17 protein-coding genes are annotated in these 17,814 nt (G+C 61.1%); 9 read left to right on the top strand and 8 right to left on the bottom strand.

The window, feature by feature from the left end:
- Positions 1-42 precede the first annotated feature (42 nt).
- The 6 genes from CAF90_RS01150 to CAF90_RS01125 form a co-directional block, all read right to left on the bottom strand.
- The gene (locus CAF90_RS01150) at positions 43-372 is read right to left on the bottom strand and encodes an antibiotic biosynthesis monooxygenase (protein ID WP_085602886.1); all 330 of its coding nucleotides are present in this window, start codon (positions 370-372) and stop codon (positions 43-45) included.
- On the bottom strand, positions 369-1,364 hold the full coding sequence (locus CAF90_RS01145; protein WP_085602884.1) for a zinc-dependent alcohol dehydrogenase family protein: 996 nt from the start codon (positions 1,362-1,364) through the stop codon (positions 369-371). The genes CAF90_RS01150 and CAF90_RS01145 overlap by 4 nt, the downstream gene beginning before the upstream one ends.
- A 63-nt stretch (positions 1,365-1,427) precedes the next feature.
- On the bottom strand, positions 1,428-1,730 hold the full coding sequence (locus CAF90_RS01140) for a helix-turn-helix transcriptional regulator (protein WP_007950555.1): 303 nt from the start codon (positions 1,728-1,730) through the stop codon (positions 1,428-1,430).
- Positions 1,731-1,845: 115 nt separating this feature from the next.
- Positions 1,846-3,084 (bottom strand): DUF2599 domain-containing protein, encoded by a 1,239-nt coding sequence (locus tag CAF90_RS01135; RefSeq protein WP_085602882.1) that lies wholly within the window; start codon positions 3,082-3,084, stop codon positions 1,846-1,848.
- Between the two features lie 75 nt (positions 3,085-3,159).
- The gene (locus CAF90_RS01130; protein ID WP_085602880.1) at positions 3,160-4,851 is read right to left on the bottom strand and encodes a DUF2599 domain-containing protein; all 1,692 of its coding nucleotides are present in this window, start codon (positions 4,849-4,851) and stop codon (positions 3,160-3,162) included.
- A gap of 135 nt (positions 4,852-4,986) precedes the next feature.
- Positions 4,987-5,535: a cytochrome b gene (locus tag CAF90_RS01125; protein WP_085602878.1), complete on the bottom strand. Its 549-nt coding sequence runs from the start codon at positions 5,533-5,535 to the stop codon at positions 4,987-4,989.
- 206 nt (positions 5,536-5,741) lie between these two features.
- Here CAF90_RS01125 and CAF90_RS01120 point away from each other — a divergent pair, with 206 nt between their 5' ends.
- Genes CAF90_RS01120 through CAF90_RS01090 form a run of 7 tightly spaced genes read left to right on the top strand, consistent with a single transcriptional unit; the run spans position 5,742 to position 12,033 of the window.
- Complete coding sequence (locus CAF90_RS01120) at positions 5,742-6,416, top strand: thermostable hemolysin (RefSeq protein ID WP_085602876.1); 675 nt, start codon at positions 5,742-5,744, stop codon at positions 6,414-6,416.
- Complete coding sequence (locus tag CAF90_RS01115; protein WP_085602875.1) at positions 6,406-7,887, top strand: AMP-binding protein; 1,482 nt, start codon at positions 6,406-6,408, stop codon at positions 7,885-7,887. Before CAF90_RS01120 ends, CAF90_RS01115 begins: the two co-directional genes overlap by 11 nt.
- Complete coding sequence (locus CAF90_RS01110) at positions 7,884-8,558, top strand: TenA family transcriptional regulator (RefSeq protein ID WP_085602873.1); 675 nt, start codon at positions 7,884-7,886, stop codon at positions 8,556-8,558. The genes CAF90_RS01115 and CAF90_RS01110 overlap by 4 nt, the downstream gene beginning before the upstream one ends.
- Positions 8,545-9,354: an SDR family oxidoreductase gene (locus CAF90_RS01105; protein WP_085602871.1), complete on the top strand. Its 810-nt coding sequence runs from the start codon at positions 8,545-8,547 to the stop codon at positions 9,352-9,354. The genes CAF90_RS01110 and CAF90_RS01105 overlap by 14 nt, the downstream gene beginning before the upstream one ends.
- Positions 9,351-9,995, top strand: coding sequence for a tetratricopeptide repeat protein (locus CAF90_RS01100; protein ID WP_085602869.1), 645 nt, complete (start codon positions 9,351-9,353; stop codon positions 9,993-9,995). The genes CAF90_RS01105 and CAF90_RS01100 overlap by 4 nt, the downstream gene beginning before the upstream one ends.
- A gap of 11 nt (positions 9,996-10,006) precedes the next feature.
- Complete coding sequence (locus CAF90_RS01095; protein WP_085602867.1) at positions 10,007-10,669, top strand: response regulator; 663 nt, start codon at positions 10,007-10,009, stop codon at positions 10,667-10,669.
- Positions 10,666-12,033, top strand: a complete 1,368-nt coding sequence (locus CAF90_RS01090; RefSeq protein ID WP_085602865.1) for an ATP-binding protein — start codon at positions 10,666-10,668, stop codon at positions 12,031-12,033. The genes CAF90_RS01095 and CAF90_RS01090 overlap by 4 nt, the downstream gene beginning before the upstream one ends.
- Before the next feature lie 21 nt (positions 12,034-12,054).
- Here CAF90_RS01090 and CAF90_RS01085 read toward each other — a convergent pair whose 3' ends face one another.
- A complete protein-coding gene (locus CAF90_RS01085; protein WP_085602863.1) occupies positions 12,055-13,317 on the bottom strand; it encodes an MFS transporter in 1,263 nt (420 codons plus the stop codon).
- 99 nt (positions 13,318-13,416) lie between these two features.
- Positions 13,417-14,304 (bottom strand): LysR family transcriptional regulator, encoded by an 888-nt coding sequence (locus CAF90_RS01080; RefSeq protein WP_039767081.1) that lies wholly within the window; start codon positions 14,302-14,304, stop codon positions 13,417-13,419.
- Between the two features lie 133 nt (positions 14,305-14,437).
- Between CAF90_RS01080 and CAF90_RS01075 the strand changes: the two genes are divergently transcribed.
- Entirely contained in the window at positions 14,438-16,087 is a 1,650-nt protein-coding gene (locus CAF90_RS01075) for a GMC family oxidoreductase (RefSeq protein WP_085602861.1), read from the top strand.
- An 81-nt stretch (positions 16,088-16,168) separates the two neighbouring features.
- Positions 16,169-17,791 carry an MFS transporter gene (locus CAF90_RS01070; protein WP_085602859.1) on the top strand — a complete coding sequence of 541 codons (1,623 nt, stop codon included), beginning with the start codon at positions 16,169-16,171 and terminating at the stop codon, positions 17,789-17,791.
- The last annotated feature ends 23 nt before the right edge of the window (positions 17,792-17,814 follow it).

The raw sequence follows: 17,814 nt of genomic DNA, 5'->3' as shown, positions 1-17,814 counted from the left end.
TCAGGTAGTGAATCTGCTCCCTTTTTCTGAAGGGCTCCTGTTTCAGTTTCCGGGCCAAAGCCCCCCATCACCTTCACCCGCACTAAAACCCGCCCCCTCAATGTGATAAACCTGCGGCTCCTCCGAAAAATACTCCTCCAGCCCCAACATAAAGACCCTGTGATCCTCCCCCGCCTCAAACTCCGCATGAGCCTCAAGCGATTCCCACCGCACGATCAAATTGAACCGCTCCGGCGTTTCAATCCCCTGCGCAAGCATATGCCCGCCATACCCATTCGCGCGGCGGAGCAAAGGCGCGACCTCGGCAAATGCACGCCGGAACTCATCAACACGTTCTGCGTGAACAGGCAACAAAGCGATCTCATAAATCATGACGCATCCCCCACAGAACCTGCCCGAAGCCCCGGCTCGACCGCAATCGCAATCTTCCCTTGAAGACCGTTATTGGGACTTTCCAACCGAGCATGGGCCAGCGGAATCTCCGCAAGCGAATACACCGCGCCAACATGTGGTCGCAGTTGACCGCGCTCCACCAGGGCACTCAATTCATCGAGCTTGCCGCGGTTCTGGCGGGTGAAGACGAAGTGATAGCTCGCGTTCTTGCCCCAGGCCTGAACGAGGTTTTGTGGTTTGGCGATGTCGACGATCGAGACCACGCGGCCAAGTTGTGCGAGGGCGTCGGGACTGCGCGAGAGTGTGTCGCCGCCGATGGTGTCGAATACCACGTCCACTCCGAGGCCATTGGTTTCTCGCAGGATGGCGTCGACGTAGTCGTCCTTTTCGTAGTCGATGATCACATCGGCGCCCATGCGGCGGACGAACTCGGCGTTTGCTTCGCGCGCAGTGGTGAACACTTTGGCACCCATCGCCTTGGCGAGCTGAATAGCGACATGTCCGACGCCTCCCGCGCCGCCGTGGATCAGAATGCTCTCCCCCACTCTGAGCGCCGCCCGCACGATCAGCGCTTCCCACGCCGTCCCGCCGACCAGGCTCAGGCTGGCCGCTTCGAGATGGCTCAGCGAGGAAGGCTTTTTGCCGATGATGCTGGCGGACGCCACGTGGTACTCGGCATAGCTGCCGGGGCCGTCGAAGATTTGCGGCGTGTACCAGACTTCGTCTCCGGGGGCGAAAGCCGTCACGCCGGGGCCGACCGCTTCGACTACGCCGGAGACGTCATGTCCGGTGATGGCAGGCAGTTGCACCAGGTCGGGATAGTCGCCGCGTCGGACTTGATAATCCAATGGATTGATCGAGGTGGCGTGTACCCGGACCAACACTTGCCCCGCTTCCGGCACGGGTTTGGGCACGTCGCAGAGCGTGAACGATTCCGGGTTGCCAAATGATTCAAGCAGCATCGCTTTCATGGTGAATCCTCGTATCGACAATAAGGGATATCGAGATATCTCGATATCATGCGGTAAATTTTTTTACAGCTCTTTCCCTATGACCTCGGCCAAAGCGCTGATGTTGGCTTCATTGCGCTTGTAGTAGGTCCACTGACCGATGCGCCTGACTTCAACCAGGCCCACGCGCTGCAGCGTTGCAAGATAACCGGACACCGTTGACTGCGAGAGTCCGATGCCCTCTTGAATACTGCTCACACACACGCCCACCGTGTGAACGTCGCCCTCGTCCTGCGGGGGGAAGTTCTTTACGGGGTCCTTCAAGCCTTTCAGGATTTCAAGCCGTACCGGGTTTGAGAGTGCTTTGAATACTTCGATCAGGTCCATGCCGCGAGAATATCGAGATTATTCGATATGTCAATACGCTGTTTGACCAGCGGAAAACAGAACGGTCTGCCGACACCCACGGCATCAGCAGACCGGACTTCATCGCAAAAAAAACTCAGTACGGATTACACCGCTGCGCCACCGCCGTCGCCTGATCCACATACGGCCGCGCCGGTTCAAGGTTCCACTCCGGCTTGTTCCTCACAGGCTTGCCATCAAACGTTGCTGCCAGATGACAAACCAGCTGCCGGCGCAATGACCCGCCGTTGACGCTGTACTGGCGCCATTGCTCGTCGTTTTTGTGTTTGTTGTACAGCTCGGCAAACATGCGGTCGGTCTGGTCGTCCTTGATCGCGCGACCGCAGGCGGTCGGCACGACTTCCAGAGACCAGGTTTTCGGCCCGAGTTTAGGGTCGTCACGCTGAACCCAGGTGCTGGACTCGATGTACTTCTCGCAGAACTGTTGCGCCGGTGGTGCTGCCGTCTGCATGCATGAAAACGTGGCCTTGGCGGTCGGGGTTCTCGGGAAGTCGATCTTGACGATGTTGCGGTCCTTGCCGGTCTTGTTCTTGTAATCGCGCTGGTTGGCCAGCGCATCGTTCAAGCCCCGGGAATCGCTGTAGAAAAACGCCAGGATCGGCAATTCATCGGTCTTCGGATTGCCCAGGCGCAGCTCAGTCTGGGTCTGAAACTCACGGGTGTTGATGACGCGCCGGGCGCCCATGAAGTTCTGGAACGCGTTGACCCGATCCTGGCTGCTCATCGGGTTGCGCATGTTGAAGCCGCATTGCAGCTGATCCTGCTGGCGGTTGTTGTTGAACTTGGTGAAGTGCGCGACCCACGCGTTGACGTTGGTGATCGGCGGCGCCATGGCCTGGCAGACCGCTTCGGTCGGGCTGGTGTTCTTGTTGTTGCCGCAGCCGCGATCGTCGCGAAAATCGGTCCAGGCATCGTTGGGAAATGCGCAGTAAACATGCACCGGATTTTCCGGATCGCGCACCATATCGACCGGGGTGATGATGTACCCGTTCTGGGTGCTCATGCCGGGGTCTTCGTAGCTGATACCATCAGCCCGCATGTAGGAGGCGGCAAACGTGCCCAGTTCGACCGCTTTGGGGCTTGGGTTCCACACATCCCACTTCTGCCCTTTCGCCGGGTCGGCCCGGTGCGTGCCCCGGATCAACAGACCCGAGCAGTCCGACGCCGGATCTCCTCCGCAACTGGCAACAGTTTTGTTGTACAAGCTTTCAACGCGTTTGAGGGTTTCTTCACAGGACTCGGCACTGGCCGAGGTCGCGTGCAGAAACAATGGAACCGCGAGTAACGGGACGATCCTGTTCCAGCGCTCTTTCATGACGTGTTTCTCCCTGATGGTGCTTCTGACCTTCCCTGCTCAACCCGATGCGACGTCCTGCTGCATCGGGCGGGCTTAACGCGAAACCGGGTTGCAACCTGCCGAGCGTGTCTCGTTGTCCGAGAGCGCAGGCCGGAAGGGTTCAAGATTCCATGGCGTCTTGGCGCGGTAATTCACCAGTACGCAGTTCAATTGCTGGCGCATGCTGCCGACGGATTTTTCGTTGTCGCGCCAGTTGCCATCGGCACCCCGAAGGGCGAACAACTGCTGGTACAAGGCGTCGATCTGTTCGTTGGGCAAGGCACGTCCGGCGGCTGTCGGCACGATGCTCAAGGTCCATTCGTCCTGACGGGTGCCCGGGTCGTAACGTTTGACCCAATCGGCGGAAGCGATGTATTGCGGCGCCTTCACCGGCAGCGGATTGCAACCGGCTTTCGCCGCTTCCTGAGGGGTGACCACGGGACGAAACGGCTCCAGATTCCACTCGGTCTTGCCGGGGTAGTTCTGCACCAGGCAGCTCAGTTGCTGACGCATGCTGCCGGCGGATTTTTCGTTGTCGCGCCACTGGCTGTCGGCACCGCGCAGCGCGAACAATTCCTTGTACAGAGCCTCCTGATCGCTGGCCTGAATCGCTTTGCCCTGAGCGGTGGGCGTGACGTTCAGGGTCCACTCCTTCTTGCCCGTGCCGGGGTCGTGACGTTCGACCCAGTTGGCCGAGGCAATGTAGCGAGGCACCGGAGCCGGCGTGGTTTGCCCGTTGCCAGCGCCTGTCAGATCAATCGCCTGATCCGCCGCAACGTAGCTGAAACGCTGCTCCGGCGGTTTGGTGAAGTCCAGTCGCAGGACCGGCACGCTGTACCCCTGAGCCTGGAGTTTCTTCTGGAAGTTGCGCGCGCTGTTCAAGCCGTTTTCCGGTTTCGGCGGCGCCTGATCGCCGCGGGTGGCGAAGTTCTGCGTGCTGTTGACGTTGTAGATGAAGGCGTCGATGTACTTCATATTCTCGCTGCCGTCGTTAGTCGACGAAGCGTTCTTCAACATGAATTCGTTGACCTGCGCACTGAAGGCGAAGGGGTCTTTGTTGGTGGTGTTCACCCGCGATTCGTGGACGCGGATCATCGCATTCCAGTCGCTGGGCTTTTCCGCGTTCCAGGAACACTGGCCGTACTGGATCGGCCCTTTCATCAACCCGGTGTACTTGTTGGTCCACTGCTCGGCGGTGGTCACGCCGGCTTCCGCGCAAGTGCCGTAGGCCAGCGCGGCGTTCTTGTTGTTCATCGTTCCCTGAGCGGCGCGCGGCGGTTCGCGACTGTCGAAAAAGCCGCAGCCATACCACTTGCGCTCGGGCCCGGTGCCGCCATCGAAGGCGTAGATACAGGTGAAGCCTTGCTCCTTGACCGGCAATTGCAGCGCCGCCGCATCAGTGGGATTGCGCAGGATGAAACCGGCCGGGTGAATGAGAATCCGGGTGCTCAGATCCTTGCGGATCCACGAGTAGGACGTCGCACCGATCTTGATCGCGTAAGGGCTGTAGTCCCACGGGTTGAACGGCCCGTCGTTGACCATGCGCAACGTCACCCCGCTGCAATAATAGAGCCCGCGAGCAGCACCGGTGTCGGGCTCCTGACAGGCATCCTTGAGGGTGTTGTAGTTGCGGTTGATGCGGTTCAGGGTTTCCAGCGGATCGAGGGGTGGCTGGGCCGCCATGGCGCTGAATGCCAGGGGCAGGAACAGGCCCAGAATAAAAGGCGAACGAACGGCTGCGCGCATAACCGACACTCCTTGTCGTGCGAGATGACACTTCCATGAAGGGCAGCGTAGTTAGCTCAATCCATACGGTCAAACCGCTGACCGAAACGTTATGAAAATGTCCTCACTTCTTGAACACTTAACTCAACACCGAACTCACCGCTGACGCGACGGCAGCATGCGCAGCAGCGTGTTGTCCCGCACCCAATAGTGATGAAACAGTCCCGCCGCCGCGTGCAGGCCGATCAGCCAATAGCCCGTACTACCCAGCAGTTCATGCCAATACTTGATCTGTTTGGCCATGTCCGGATCGACCGCCACCGGCGCCGGTAAATGAAAGCCGAAGTACGGAAAGGGTTTGTCGCCGACGGCGAGCATCAGCCAGGCCAGCACCGGTGTGACGATCATCAGCACATACAGGGCCAAGTGCATCAGGTGAGCGATTGCGGTCTGCCAGGCAGGAGGTTTCGGGGTAATCGGTGGACGCGGCGACAGGCGTCCGAGAAGGCGGACCCACACCATGACGAAGATGCTCGCGCCAAACACCCCGTGCAACCCCATTAACAGGCCTCGCGCTTCGCTGCCTTTGGGCATGAAGACTTTGATTTCAACGCAAGCGTATACGCCGACGAACAACGCCAGCATCAGCCAGTGCAATGTGATCGACAGTTTTCCATAACGGGGTGCGGCCATGTCGTGGGTCATAGGTGCCTCGTGATTGTTGTGAGCGACGGCCGACTCGTTCGGCCGTTTCGATCCGGTTGCCGGGCGAACCGACGGCGTTACCCTGCCCTGAAAGTCTTAAGACAGTCTGAAGATCAACGGTTTCGTTAACCTTTTTTCACCTTCAGACTTCGTTAAGAAATGGCCCGGATACTCCTCTCAAATCCTTTGAGGGAGGCCTTCAGCCCATGCCCGATTCTGACTGGAATATCCCCCTGCCCCTGCACTTCGGCCATGCCGAAACACTTATGCGACTGTCCAGCTCGCTGCCGGGCGACGCTCAGCGGGCATCGTTCGAAGCGTTCATTCAACAGCGCTTTCACAAGGCTCATGGCGCCGATATTCGTCATTTCATGCCCGAACTGTTTGGCGTGCACAACGACTCCGGCGAACTGTGCGCGGTGGCCGGCGTACGCCGCGCGCATCTTGAATCGCTGTTTCTCGAACGTTACCTGGATGAGCCGATCGAGCCCTTGATCAGCGCGGCGGCCGACCGTCCGGTGGAGCGCAGCGGCATTGTCGAAGTCGGCAACCTTGCCGCCAACGACACCGGCAGCGCACGCCTGAGCATCATTGCCATCACTTACCTGTTGGCCATGGGGGGTCTGGAATGGGTGACCTTCACCGGCAATATCGGACTGGTCAACAGCTTCCATCGCCTGGGTCTGAAACCGGTAACGCTGTGCGCCGCTGACCCGGAGCGTCTGGGCGATGACCGTCACCACTGGGGCAGTTACTACGAAAGCAAACCCTGGGTGCACGTGGGCAATATCCGCTCCGGTTTCATCCATCTGCGCAACATCGGTCTGTTCAGCCGGCTGGGATTGCCGACATCCGTTGAGGGAGCCTGCCATGTCGCTTGAACGTCAACGATTTCAGGAAACCCTGCGCAGCCATGCAGGGCGCAATGACAACGCCCTGGCGTTGTGGGGCGACACGCTGAAAATCAGCTACACGACGCTGTACGCCGAGGTGATGTACCGCCAGCAGCGCTTGCGCGATGAAAACGTGAAGGTTATCGCCCTGGCGCTGGACAACGGCGTCGAAGCCATACTCTGGGATCTGGCGGCGTTGTTTGAAGGCTTGACGTGCGTGACCCTGCCACCGTTCTTCAGTCCGGCACAACGTGCCCATTGCCTTGAGCAAAGCCAGGCCGAGCGAGTGATCGCCGAACCGGAGTTGGAGCCAGAATTGCTGGCCGCCGGTTATGAACAACGCGGTGAATTCTGGTGCCGCGCCTTTGAAGGGCCCGACCGCCTGCCGGCCGGCACTGCCAAACTGACGTTTACTTCCGGCACCACCGGTACACCGAAGGGCGTGTGCCTGAGCGCGGACAGTCTGCTGCGGGTCGCTCGGGAGCTGGAAGAATCCAGCAAACCCACAGCCCCTCAACATCACGTGGCGTTGCTGCCACTGGCGATCCTGCTGGAAAACCTTGGCTGTTATGCGGCCCTGTACGCCGGGGCGACGCTGAGCGTGCCGAGCCAGAAAATCCTGGGCATCCAGGGCGCCAGCGGCGTCGACCTGCCGCGCTTGCTCGGCTGCCTGGCCCACCGGGCGCCCGAGAGTCTGATCCTGGTGCCGCAATTGCTTTTGCTGTTGGTCAGCGCTGCCGAACAGAAAGCCTTCGATCCGCAATCGCTGCGTTTTGCCGCCGTTGGTGGCGCACGGGTTTCCGAGGATCTGCTGCACCGCGCGCAACGGGTCGGCCTGCCGGTCTACGAAGGCTACGGCCTGTCCGAGTGCGCATCGGTGGTCTGCCTCAACCGGCCCGGGGCTCGGCGTCCGGGCAGTGTCGGGCGGCCCCTGCCCCATGTCGACGTACGCCTTGCCGAAGACGGAGAGGTGTTGATCAAGGGCTCGACACTGATCGGCTACCTGGGCGAACCGGCATTCAGTGATGAATGGTGGCCCAGCGGTGATCTGGGCGAATTCGATCCGGAGGGTTTTCTCTACCTCAAGGGCCGCAAGAAGCATCAGTTCGTCACCAGCTTCGGGCGCAACGTCAACCCGGAATGGGTCGAGTCCGAACTGACCCAGCGCCATCACATCGCTCAGGCCTTTGTGTATGGCGAGGCCTTGCCGCACAACCACGCCCTGCTCTGGCCACATCGCCCTGATTGCACCGATGCACAACTGGAAGCCGCCATCGCCGCTGCCAACGAGGTATTGCCCGATTACGCCCAAGTGAATCACTGGACGCGCCTCAACCAACCCTTCACCGCCGCCAATGGCCTGCTCACCGCCAACGGCCGCCCGCGCCGCGATGCGATCGTCGCGCAGTACCGCACCTTGCTCACTGAATCAGTCCTTTCCGAGGAGTCGGCACCATGAGTTTTTTCGACACCCTGCAAGAAGCCACACAACAGGAACGCCACGAGTTGTTCAATTTGCCGATCATCCTCGATGCGCTGCAAGGCAAGGTCAGTCTTGAAAGCTATCGCGCGTTTCTCGCCCAGGCCTACTACCACGTGCGTCACACCGTACCGCTGATGATGGCCTGTGGTGCGCGACTGCCGACGCAACTGGAATGGCTGCGCAAAGCCGTGTGCGAATACATCGAGGACGAATACGGTCATGAGCAATGGGTACTCGACGACATCGCCGCTTGTGGCGGTGATCGTGACGCGGTCCGGGACGGTCAGCCTTCGTTGCCGATCGAGCTGATGGTCAGTTTCCTCTACGACCTGATCGCCCGGGGCAACCCGGTGGGATTGTTCGGCATGGTGAATGTGCTTGAAGGCACCAGCATCGCTTTGGCCACACACGCGGCAGGCAGCATTCGCGAACGACTGGCGCTGCCCGAAACGGCGTTCAGTTATCTCAGCTCCCACGGTTCGCTCGACATCGAGCACATGCACACCTATCGCCGGTTGATGAATCAGCTGGAAGATCCGGCCGATCAGGCGGCGGTGATTCATGCCTCGAAAGTCGTCTATCGGCTCTACACCGACATGTTCCGAAGCCTGCCCCGTGACGCGGAGGTTCAACATGCAGCTGCATGAAGCCCGTGTGGTGCTGACCGGTGCCAGCGGCGGCATCGGACTGGCCATCACTCGTGCCCTGTGCGCCGCCGGTGCGCAAGTCCTGGCGGTGGCGCGACATCAGGAATCGCTGCGCCCGTTGCTCGATCTTTACCCACAGAATCTGTGCTGGGTCGCTGCCGACCTGACATTCCTCAGCGACCGGCGCAAGGTGCTGGCCGCCGCCGAGGCCATCGGCGGCATCAACCTGCTGATCAACGCCGCCGGGGTCAATCACTTCGCAATGCTGGAACAGCTCGACGACAGCGACATCAACGCCATGCTGGCGGTGAACATCAGTGCGCCGATCTGCCTGACCAAACTGTTGCTACCGCTGCTCAAGCAGGCCGACAGCGCCATGGTGGTCAATGTCGGCTCTACCTACGGTTCAATCGGCTATCCCGGTTATGCCAGTTATTGCGCAACCAAGTTTGCCTTGCGCGGATTTTCCGAGGCCTTGCGCCGGGAACTGGCGGACACCCGGGTCGGCGTGCTGTATGTCGCACCGCGCGCCACCCGCACCAGCATGAACAGTGCCGCTGCGCAGGCATTGAACGATGCACTCAAAGCCAGCGTCGACGATCCGCAGGCCGTCGCCGCCGCCGTGATCCATGCGATTGCCGGTGATCGCCGCGACCTCTATCTGGGCTGGCCGGAGCGCTTTTTCGTACGCCTCAACAGCCTGCTGCCCAATCTGGTGGATCGCGGTCTGCGCAAGCAATTGCCGTTGATCCGTCGCCTGAGTGAAAAACCCGAGAACGAGACGCCAAAACCATGAAAAGACTCTTCGCATGCCTGCTGCTGGGCGCCCTAAGTCAATCAGCTTTGGCGATGGACGCCGCCGATCAGCAACGCCTCAACAGCATCCAGCAGAGCTGGGCGCACATCCAGTACGAAACACCGGAAAAACAGCGCGCCGCTGCATTTGAACAGTTGGCCGTCCAGGCAACGCACTTCGCCACGGAACGTCCGGCCGTCGCCGAGGCCTGGATCTGGAAAGGCATCGTCACCAGCAGTTGGGCCGGTGCCGAGGGCGGACTTGGGGCCCTGGGCAAAGCCAAGGACGCCAAGGCCGATCTGGAAAAATCCCTGACCCTCGATCCCAAGGCGCTGCAAGGTTCAGCCTACACCAGCCTGGCCGCGCTGTACGACCGGGTACCGGGCTGGCCGATCGGTTTCGGCGACAGCGACAAAGCCGAACAACTGCTCAAACAGGCTTTGCAACTCAACCCCGACGGCATCGACAGCCTGTACTTCTGGGGCGACCACCTCTACCGTCAGAAACGCTACGCTGAAGCCAGGGCAGCGCTGCAAAAAGCCCAGCAGGCCGCTCCCCGTCCGGGCAGGGAAAGTGCGGACGCCGGGCGCCGCAAAGAGATCGCCGCGTTGCTGGTGGACGTGAACAAGAAACTCGACTGACAGGGGTTCGTGTGCGTTTATTACTGATCGAAGATGACGAGGCCCTTGGCGAGGGCATTCATCAGGCGCTGGGGCGCGAGGGCTACACCGTCGACTGGCTCAAGGACGGCAGCAGCGCCCTGCACGCCCTGCTCAGCGAGACCTTTGACCTGGCGGTGCTCGATCTCGGCCTGCCACGCATGGACGGTCTCGAAGTGTTACGCCGTCTGCGCGCCAGTGGCTCGAACCTGCCGGTGCTGATCCTCACCGCACGCGATGCCACGGAAGACCGCATCGCGGGACTGGACGCCGGCGCCGACGACTACCTGATCAAGCCCTTCGACCTGGCCGAGCTCAAGGCCCGCCTGCGCGCCCTGCTGCGACGCAGTGCCGGACGCGCGCAGATGCTGATCGAACACGCCGGCATCAGCCTCAACCCCGGCACCCAGCAAGTCAGCTATCTGGGCCAGCCGGTGATACTCACGCCCAAGGAATATCAGCTGCTGCATGAACTGTTGTCGCCACCCGGCCGGGTCATGACCCGCGATCACTTGACGCAACTGCTCTACGGCTGGAACGAAGAAGCCGAAAGCAACACCCTGGAAGTGCACATCCACCACCTGCGCAAGAAATTCTCCACCGACCTGATCCGCACCATCCGCGGTGTGGGTTATCTGGTGGAGGAGCGTCGATGACCTCGATCCGGCGCCGTACTCTGACTCTGATCATCGGCCTGATGCTTGCCGGGCTGACAGTGCTCAGCCTGTTCAACCTGCACGACAGCAACCACGAAATCGCCGAAGTCTACGACGCGCAACTGGCGCAGAATGCGCGTCTGCTGCAAGGCGTGATGCGCATGCCGTTGCCGGGGCAGGAACACGCGGATCTGTATCGGGCGTTCAACTCGGCATTGGCTGAAGCTGTGCCAAAAGGTGACGGCCACCCCTACGAAAGAAAACTCGCCTTTCAGGTCTGGAATACCAAGGGCGAGGTCCTGGTGCATACCGCCAGCGCGCCCTCCTTCAGCACGCCGCCGATCCAGCCTGGCTTCAGCGACGTGGAGGATCTGAACAAGCGCCACTGGCGGGCCTTTATCCTGGAAGACAAACAGAACGGGCTGCGCATCTGGGTGGGCGAACGTGGCGACGTGCGAGCGGATCTGGTTGACCGGATCGTCCGCCACACACTATGGCCGAACGTGATCGGCAGCCTCGTCCTTGCCGCGATGATCTGGCTGGCCATCGGTTGGGGTCTCAAACCCTTGGCCAACATGGCCGCAACCCTGCGCGCCCGCCACAGTGGCTCCCTCGAACCGCTGCAATTGACACCCCTGCCCAGCGAGCTGGAACCGATGCAGGCCGCGCTCAACCGCATGCTCGCGCAGATCCAGGAAGTGCTGGGCCGTGAACGGCGCTTCATCGCCGACGCCGCCCACGAAATGCGCACGCCATTGGCGGTACTGCGTGTCCATGCGCAAAACCTGCTGGAGGCCGGCACTGAACAGGAGCGGCGCGAGTCACTCGAGTTTTTGATCGCCGGGGTGGATCGCACCAGCCGCCTGGTCAATCAGTTGCTGACCATGGCCCGCCTCGAACCAGAGGCCAAGGCGCCTGCCAACAAACGCATCGATCTCGGTGAAATCGTACGCAACAGTCTGGTGCAACTGACGCCGTGGCTGTTGAGCAAACATCTGGAACTGGCCTTCGACGTCAGCGCCCCCTCCTTCAATGCCCTCACCGATGCTGCCGCCATCGACATCGCCCTGAACAACCTGATCACCAACGCTGCCAATTTCTCTCCCGAACAGGGCGTGATCGGCGTGCAATTGACCCAGGCCGACGGCTTCTACCATTTGAGCGTTGAAGATCAGGGGCCGGGAATCGATGAAGCGGATCGAGCGCGGTTGTTCGAACGGTTCTACAGCCGGGGCAATCCCCAAGGTGCGGGGCTGGGGCTGACCATCGTCCATACCATCGCGACCCGTCTGGGCGGGCGAATCACACTGGAAAACCGGGTCGAGGGCGGTCTGAGGGCGACGCTGTCGATTCCCGCCGGTTGAACAAGTCTTGCGACCGTTGAGTCATGGCGCAACCATCGGTGGCGCCTTGCTGTGCAATACCTTTGATTCGGTATTGGAGCGCGACACCGTCTCCGGCACCGCCACCCAAAGCAGCACCAGCGCCGCCATCGCTACCCCCGCCAAGGTCAGGAACGCAGCGCTGTATCCCGCCTCCTGAACCACAATCCCCGCAAGGCTGTTGCTCAGCGCAGCCCCCAGACCAAACACCGTCGAAATCGCCCCAAGGCTGACATTGAAATGCCCGGTGCCCAGCGTCAGGTCTTTCACCACCACCGGAAACAGCGCGCCGAAAATCCCCGCGCCGATGCCATCGAGCAACTGCACCGAAACCAGCCACCACGGATCGTTCGACAGCACATACAACACGCCACGCAACGGCAAAATCAGAAACCCCGCCAGCAGCAACGGCTTGCGTCCCCACAGATCGGCCTTCGCCCCCACCAGCAGCGCGACCGGCACCATCACCAGTTGCGCCGCGACGATGCAGGCGGAGGTGAGCGGCGTGGCCATCTGCAGATTGGCCTGCGCCAGTTTCTGGCTCACCAGCGGCAACATTGCCGCGTTTGCCAGATGAAACAGCGCGCAGCAAATCGCGAACATCAGCAGCGGGCGGTTGGTGAGCAACACGGAAAAGCCCGAAGGCTGCTTGCCCTGCCCCGTTTCGCTGGGCTCCAGGCCTCGGGCGAGATCGTGGTCAATCGCGTCGGCCGATACGAACGAGACGGCAATCACACTGGCCAGCGCCATGACTGCCATCAGATAAAACACCGCGACCGGGCCGAACAGGTACGCGGACAAACCAGCCAACAACGCGGCGCAAGCGTTGCCGGCGTGGTTGAAGGTTTCGTTGCGCCCGGTTCTTCGCGTAAACGCGCGAGGCCCGGTAATGCCAAGGGTGATCGCGCAAATGGCTGGCGCGAAGATCGAAGCGGCGACGGCACTGATGGCTTGCGTCACCGCCACCAGGCTGAACGACGTCACGAACGGCAGCAGCAGACAGCTTCCGGTGACCACCAGCGCAGCAATCGCTATCAGCGCCCGTTTGAAGCGTGTGCTGTCGACCAGCGCGCCTGCCGGGGTCTGCGTGATGAGCGCAGCGATCCCGGCAATGGTCATGACCAGACCAATGCTCGCCGGCTCCCAGTGGTGAACCGCCAACAGGTAAATCGCCAAATAGGGACCGAGCCCGTCACGCACGTCGGCGAGGAAGAAATTCAGGCTGTCGAGGGACAGGTTATTGCGGCGATCGAGGTGAGTGGCCACGGGTAACGTCTTCATTGTCGAGGTTCTGCGAGATGACTCAACCTCCGCAAATCGAATGACCTTTTGCCGGGCGTTTTAGTTGCATGAAACAGCCGTCCGTTACTGCCCCATCAACAACTCGCGCTCGCCTTCACACAAACCCACGACGTAATCCCAAACCACCCGCAACCGCACCGACTTGTGCAACTCCCGCCGCGTACTGATCCAGTAACTGCGCTCGATGCTCTCATCCGGAAGCAGCGCCACCAGATCCGGATCCGACGCGGCCATGTAGCAAGGCAACACCGCAATCCCAAGCCCCGAGCGCGCCGCCTGCTGCTGGGCAATCACGCTGGTGCTGTGAAACACAACACGCGGATTGCGGCAGAAGCTGTTGAGAAACATCAGCTCCTGACTGAACAGCAGATCATCGACATAACCGATCCACGCGTGCCGCCCGAGATCTTCGCGACTGCGCAGCGGCGGCGCATTGTCGAGGTAGGCGCGGCTGGCATAGAGCGCGAGCCGGTAATCGGTGAGTTTGCGGGTGACCAGCATGTCCGCCGCCGGCCGTTCCAGGTGAATGCTGATTTCCGCCTCACGGTTGAGAATGCTGACGAAACGCGGCACAGCCACCAGTTCCACTTCCAGCCCCGGATAGCGCTCGAACAACCCGATCATGCGACTGGCGAGAAACATGATGCCCAGGCCTTCGGTGACACCAACGCGGATCTTGCCCAGCGGTGCCGTGGATTGGGTGATTTCTTCCTGAGCCAACAGCGCGACGTTTTCCATTGCTTCGGCATGTTTGAGCAGCGCCTCCCCCGCCGGGGTCATCTCGTAGCCTTGGGCGTGCTGCACGAACAGCGCGGTGCCGAGGCTTTTTTCGATGGCCTCGATATGCCGGGCGACGGTGGCGTGCGTGGTGTTCAAGCGGCGGGCGGCGGTGAGCAGTCGGCCACTGCGCTGTAACTCAAGAAAGAACCGCAGGTCGTTCCAGTCGAACATGGCTTGTCCTTGTCGGCTATCGTCAGGGAGCGCTGTTTGAAAACGCACAGCGGCTGCGCAAAAACTAACATTCTTTTGACGAAAGCTAACAACTAGGATGACTGACAACAAAAACAATAAGCGAGGTCAGGGAATGCAGACTTCCCTCGATGAATTCGATTACATCGTGGTCGGCGCCGGGCCGGCCGGGTGTTTGCTGGCCAACCGGCTGTCGGCGGATCCGCAGCAGCGCGTGCTGTTGCTGGAAGCCGGCGGGCGCGACAACTATCCGTGGATTCACATCCCCGTGGGTTACCTGTTCTGCATCGGCAACCCGCGCACCGACTGGTGCTTCAAGACTGAAAAGCAACCGGGCCTCAATGGCCGCGCGCTGAGTTATCCGCGCGGCAAGGTGCTGGGCGGCTGTTCGTCGATCAACGGCATGATCTACATGCGCGGCCAGGCCAACGACTATGACGGCTGGGCTGCCGAGGGCAATCCGGGCTGGGCCTGGAATGACGTGCTGCCGCTGTTCAAGCAGAGCGAAAACCACTTTGCCGGCGCGGCGGACTTTCATGGCGACAAGGGTGAGTGGCGGGTCGAACGCCAGCGCCTGTCGTGGCCGATTCTCGATGCGTTCCGCAGCGCTGCCGAACAGAGCGGCATCGCCAGCATCGATGACTTCAACCAGGGCGACAACGAAGGTTGCGGCTATTTTCAGGTGAATCAGAAGGCCGGGGTGCGCTGGAATGCGGCGAAGGCGTTTCTGAAGCCGATTCGCGATCGCGCTAATCTCACTGTGTTGACCGACGTCGAGGTTGATCGCGTGTTGTTCGAGGACGGTCGCGCCTCGAAGGTCAGCGCCCGTTGGCAGGGTCAGGTGAAAAGCTTCAAGGCGCGCAAGGAGATCGTGTTGTGCGCAGGTTCTGTGGGCTCGCCGAGCATTCTGCAACGCTCCGGAATCGGCCCGCGTCCGCTGCTGGAAAAGCTCGGTATCGGCGTGGTGCATGAACTGCCGGGCGTCGGCGGCAACCTGCAGGATCACCTGCAGCTGCGGTTGATCTACAAACTGGAAAACGCCCGCACCCTCAACCAGATCGCCGGCAGCGTGTGGGGCAAGATGGGCATGGGCCTGCGTTATCTGTATGACCGCAGCGGGCCGTTGTCGATGGCGCCGAGTCAGTTGGGCGCATTTGCCCGCTCCGGGCCGGAACAGACTTCGGCCAACCTCGAATATCACGTGCAGCCGCTGTCGCTGGAGCGCTTTGGTGAACCGCTGCACAGCTTCCCCGCGTTCACCGCGTCGGTGTGTGATTTACGGCCGCAGAGCCGGGGCCGGGTCGAGATCCGCTCAGCCGATCCGCAAGAAGCCCCGCTGATTCAACCCAATTACCTCAGCCATCCCGAAGACCTGCGCGTGGCCGCCGATGCGATTCGCCTGACCCGGCGTATCGTCAGCGCCCCGGCCCTGCAAGCCTTCAATCCGGTGGAATACCTGCCCGGCGCCAGCCTGCAGACCGAAGAGCAACTGCACGAAGCGGCGGCGAAGATCGGCACGACGATTTTCCACCCGGTCGGTACCTGTCGCATGGGTAACGACGCGGACGCGGTGGTCGATGCGCAATTGCGAGTGCACGGCGTGCCGGGGCTGCGGATTGCCGATGCGTCGATCATGCCGCGCATTACCTCGGGTAACACTTGTTCGCCTACGCTGATGATTGCTGAAAAAGCGGCACAGCTGATTCTCAACCCAACCGCCCGGAGTTTTCCCGCCGAAGAAAAAGCACTGACCGCACTCTCTTGACCAAAGGAACAGCGGCGCACGCCCAGAAGGCCGGCGCCGACAGTGGAAACAACAAAAACAATCACTGTGAGGGATACCGATATGTCAGAACACGTTCAGCCTCTGGACGCCGTGCGCAGCACGGACGCCAGCCCCGATACCCGAAAGGTCATCTTCGCCTCGTCTCTGGGGACGGTGTTCGAGTGGTATGACTTCTTTCTCTACGGCGCCCTGGCGGCGGTCATCAGCAAGCAGTTCTTCGCCGGGGTCAACGACACCACGGCGTTCATCTTCGCGCTGATGGCGTTCGCCGCAGGCTTCATCGTGCGGCCGTTCGGGGCGCTGGTGTTCGGTCGGTTGGGGGACATGATCGGGCGCAAATACACCTTCCTCGCGACCATCATCCTGATGGGTGTGGCGACATTCGCCGTGGGCCTGCTGCCGACTTACGCCAGCATCGGCATCGCCGCGCCGATCATTCTGGTGATACTGCGCATGCTGCAGGGCCTGGCCCTCGGCGGCGAATACGGCGGCGCTGCGACTTACGTGGCGGAACACGCGCCGATCGGCAAGCGCGGTTTCCACACCAGCTGGATTCAATCCACCGCGACCCTCGGTCTGCTGCTGTCGCTGCTGGTGGTGCTCGGCTGCCGCTACTTCACTGGCGATCAGTTCGAAGTCTGGGGCTGGCGTATTCCGTTCCTGCTGTCGATCGTGCTGCTGGGCATTTCCACCTGGATTCGCCTGAGCCTGCACGAGTCGCCGGCCTATCTGAAAATGAAAGAGGAAGGCAAGACCAGCAAGGCGCCGATCCGCGAATCCTTCGGTAAATGGGAAAACCTCAAGGTCGTGCTGATCGCGCTGTTCAGCATCAACGCAGGGCAAGCGGTGACCTTCTATGCCGCGCAGTTCTACGTGCTGTTCTTCCTCACCCAGTTCCTGAAAATGGACCCGGCGGTGGCCAACAGTCTGCTGATCATCAGCGTGGTGATCGGCGCGCCGTTCTTCATCATTTTCGGCTGGCTGTCGGACAAAGTCGGACGCAAACCGGTGCTGATGCTCGGCCTGCTGCTTGCCACGGCGCTGTACTTTCCGATCTTCAAATCCCTGGCCCACTACGCCAACCCGGCCATCGACCACGCCAGCCAGCAGGCACCGATCACCGTGGTGGCAGACCCGGCGACCTGCACCTTCCAGTTCGATCCGGTGGGCAAGGCCAAATTCGACAGCCCGTGCGACAAGGTCAAGACCTTCCTGGTCAAGCAGGGCCTGCCCTACTCCAGCGTCGCCGCTCCGGCGGGCAGCGCGGTGCAGGTGAGCGTCGGCGATGTGAAGCTCGACGGTTTCGACGAGGCGGCACTGCGCGGCGCCATCACCCTCGCCGGCTACCCGCAACAGGCTGACCTGCAGCAGATCAACAAACCGATGATCGTTGCCCTGATCGTCGGCCTGATCATCATCTCCGCCATGTGCTACGGCCCGCTCGCGGCGCTGATGGTCGAACTGTTCCCGACCCGCATCCGCTACACCTCGATGTCCCTGCCGTATCACATTGGCAACGGCTGGTTCGGCGGTTTCCTGCCAACCGTGTCGTTTGCGCTGGTGGTGTACACCGGGGATATTTTCTACGGGCTGTGGTACCCGGTGCTGATTACCGGGGTGAGCCTGGTGGTGGGGATGATCTGTCTGCGTGAGACAAAGAATATCGATCTGGACAAGAACTGATTGATAGACGTGTGGCGAGGGCG

This window comes from Pseudomonas sp. B37(2017) (assembly GCF_002112885.1).
Taxonomy (GTDB): domain Bacteria; phylum Pseudomonadota; class Gammaproteobacteria; order Pseudomonadales; family Pseudomonadaceae; genus Aquipseudomonas; species Aquipseudomonas paraglycinae.
The sequence above is the reverse complement of the archived record's forward strand: the minus strand, read 5'-3'. Positions and strand labels throughout refer to the sequence as shown.

Excerpts from the sequence above, each read along its gene's own strand:
- CAF90_RS01150 (WP_085602886.1), bottom strand. The coding sequence starts at position 372 with ATGATTTATGAGATCGCTTTGTTGCCTGTTCACGCAGAACGTGTTGAT.
- CAF90_RS01145 (WP_085602884.1), bottom strand. The coding sequence starts at position 1,364 with ATGAAAGCGATGCTGCTTGAATCATTTGGCAACCCGGAATCGTTCACG.
- CAF90_RS01140 (WP_007950555.1), bottom strand. The coding sequence starts at position 1,730 with ATGGACCTGATCGAAGTATTCAAAGCACTCTCAAACCCGGTACGGCTT.
- CAF90_RS01135 (WP_085602882.1), bottom strand. The coding sequence starts at position 3,084 with ATGAAAGAGCGCTGGAACAGGATCGTCCCGTTACTCGCGGTTCCATTG.
- CAF90_RS01130 (WP_085602880.1), bottom strand. The coding sequence starts at position 4,851 with ATGCGCGCAGCCGTTCGTTCGCCTTTTATTCTGGGCCTGTTCCTGCCC.
- CAF90_RS01125 (WP_085602878.1), bottom strand. The coding sequence starts at position 5,535 with ATGACCCACGACATGGCCGCACCCCGTTATGGAAAACTGTCGATCACA.
- CAF90_RS01120 (WP_085602876.1), top strand. The coding sequence starts at position 5,742 with ATGCCCGATTCTGACTGGAATATCCCCCTGCCCCTGCACTTCGGCCAT.
- CAF90_RS01115 (WP_085602875.1), top strand. The coding sequence starts at position 6,406 with ATGTCGCTTGAACGTCAACGATTTCAGGAAACCCTGCGCAGCCATGCA.
- CAF90_RS01110 (WP_085602873.1), top strand. The coding sequence starts at position 7,884 with ATGAGTTTTTTCGACACCCTGCAAGAAGCCACACAACAGGAACGCCAC.
- CAF90_RS01105 (WP_085602871.1), top strand. The coding sequence starts at position 8,545 with ATGCAGCTGCATGAAGCCCGTGTGGTGCTGACCGGTGCCAGCGGCGGC.
- CAF90_RS01100 (WP_085602869.1), top strand. The coding sequence starts at position 9,351 with ATGAAAAGACTCTTCGCATGCCTGCTGCTGGGCGCCCTAAGTCAATCA.
- CAF90_RS01090 (WP_085602865.1), top strand. The coding sequence starts at position 10,666 with ATGACCTCGATCCGGCGCCGTACTCTGACTCTGATCATCGGCCTGATG.
- CAF90_RS01080 (WP_039767081.1), bottom strand. The coding sequence starts at position 14,304 with ATGTTCGACTGGAACGACCTGCGGTTCTTTCTTGAGTTACAGCGCAGT.
- CAF90_RS01075 (WP_085602861.1), top strand. The coding sequence starts at position 14,438 with ATGCAGACTTCCCTCGATGAATTCGATTACATCGTGGTCGGCGCCGGG.
- CAF90_RS01070 (WP_085602859.1), top strand. The coding sequence starts at position 16,169 with ATGTCAGAACACGTTCAGCCTCTGGACGCCGTGCGCAGCACGGACGCC.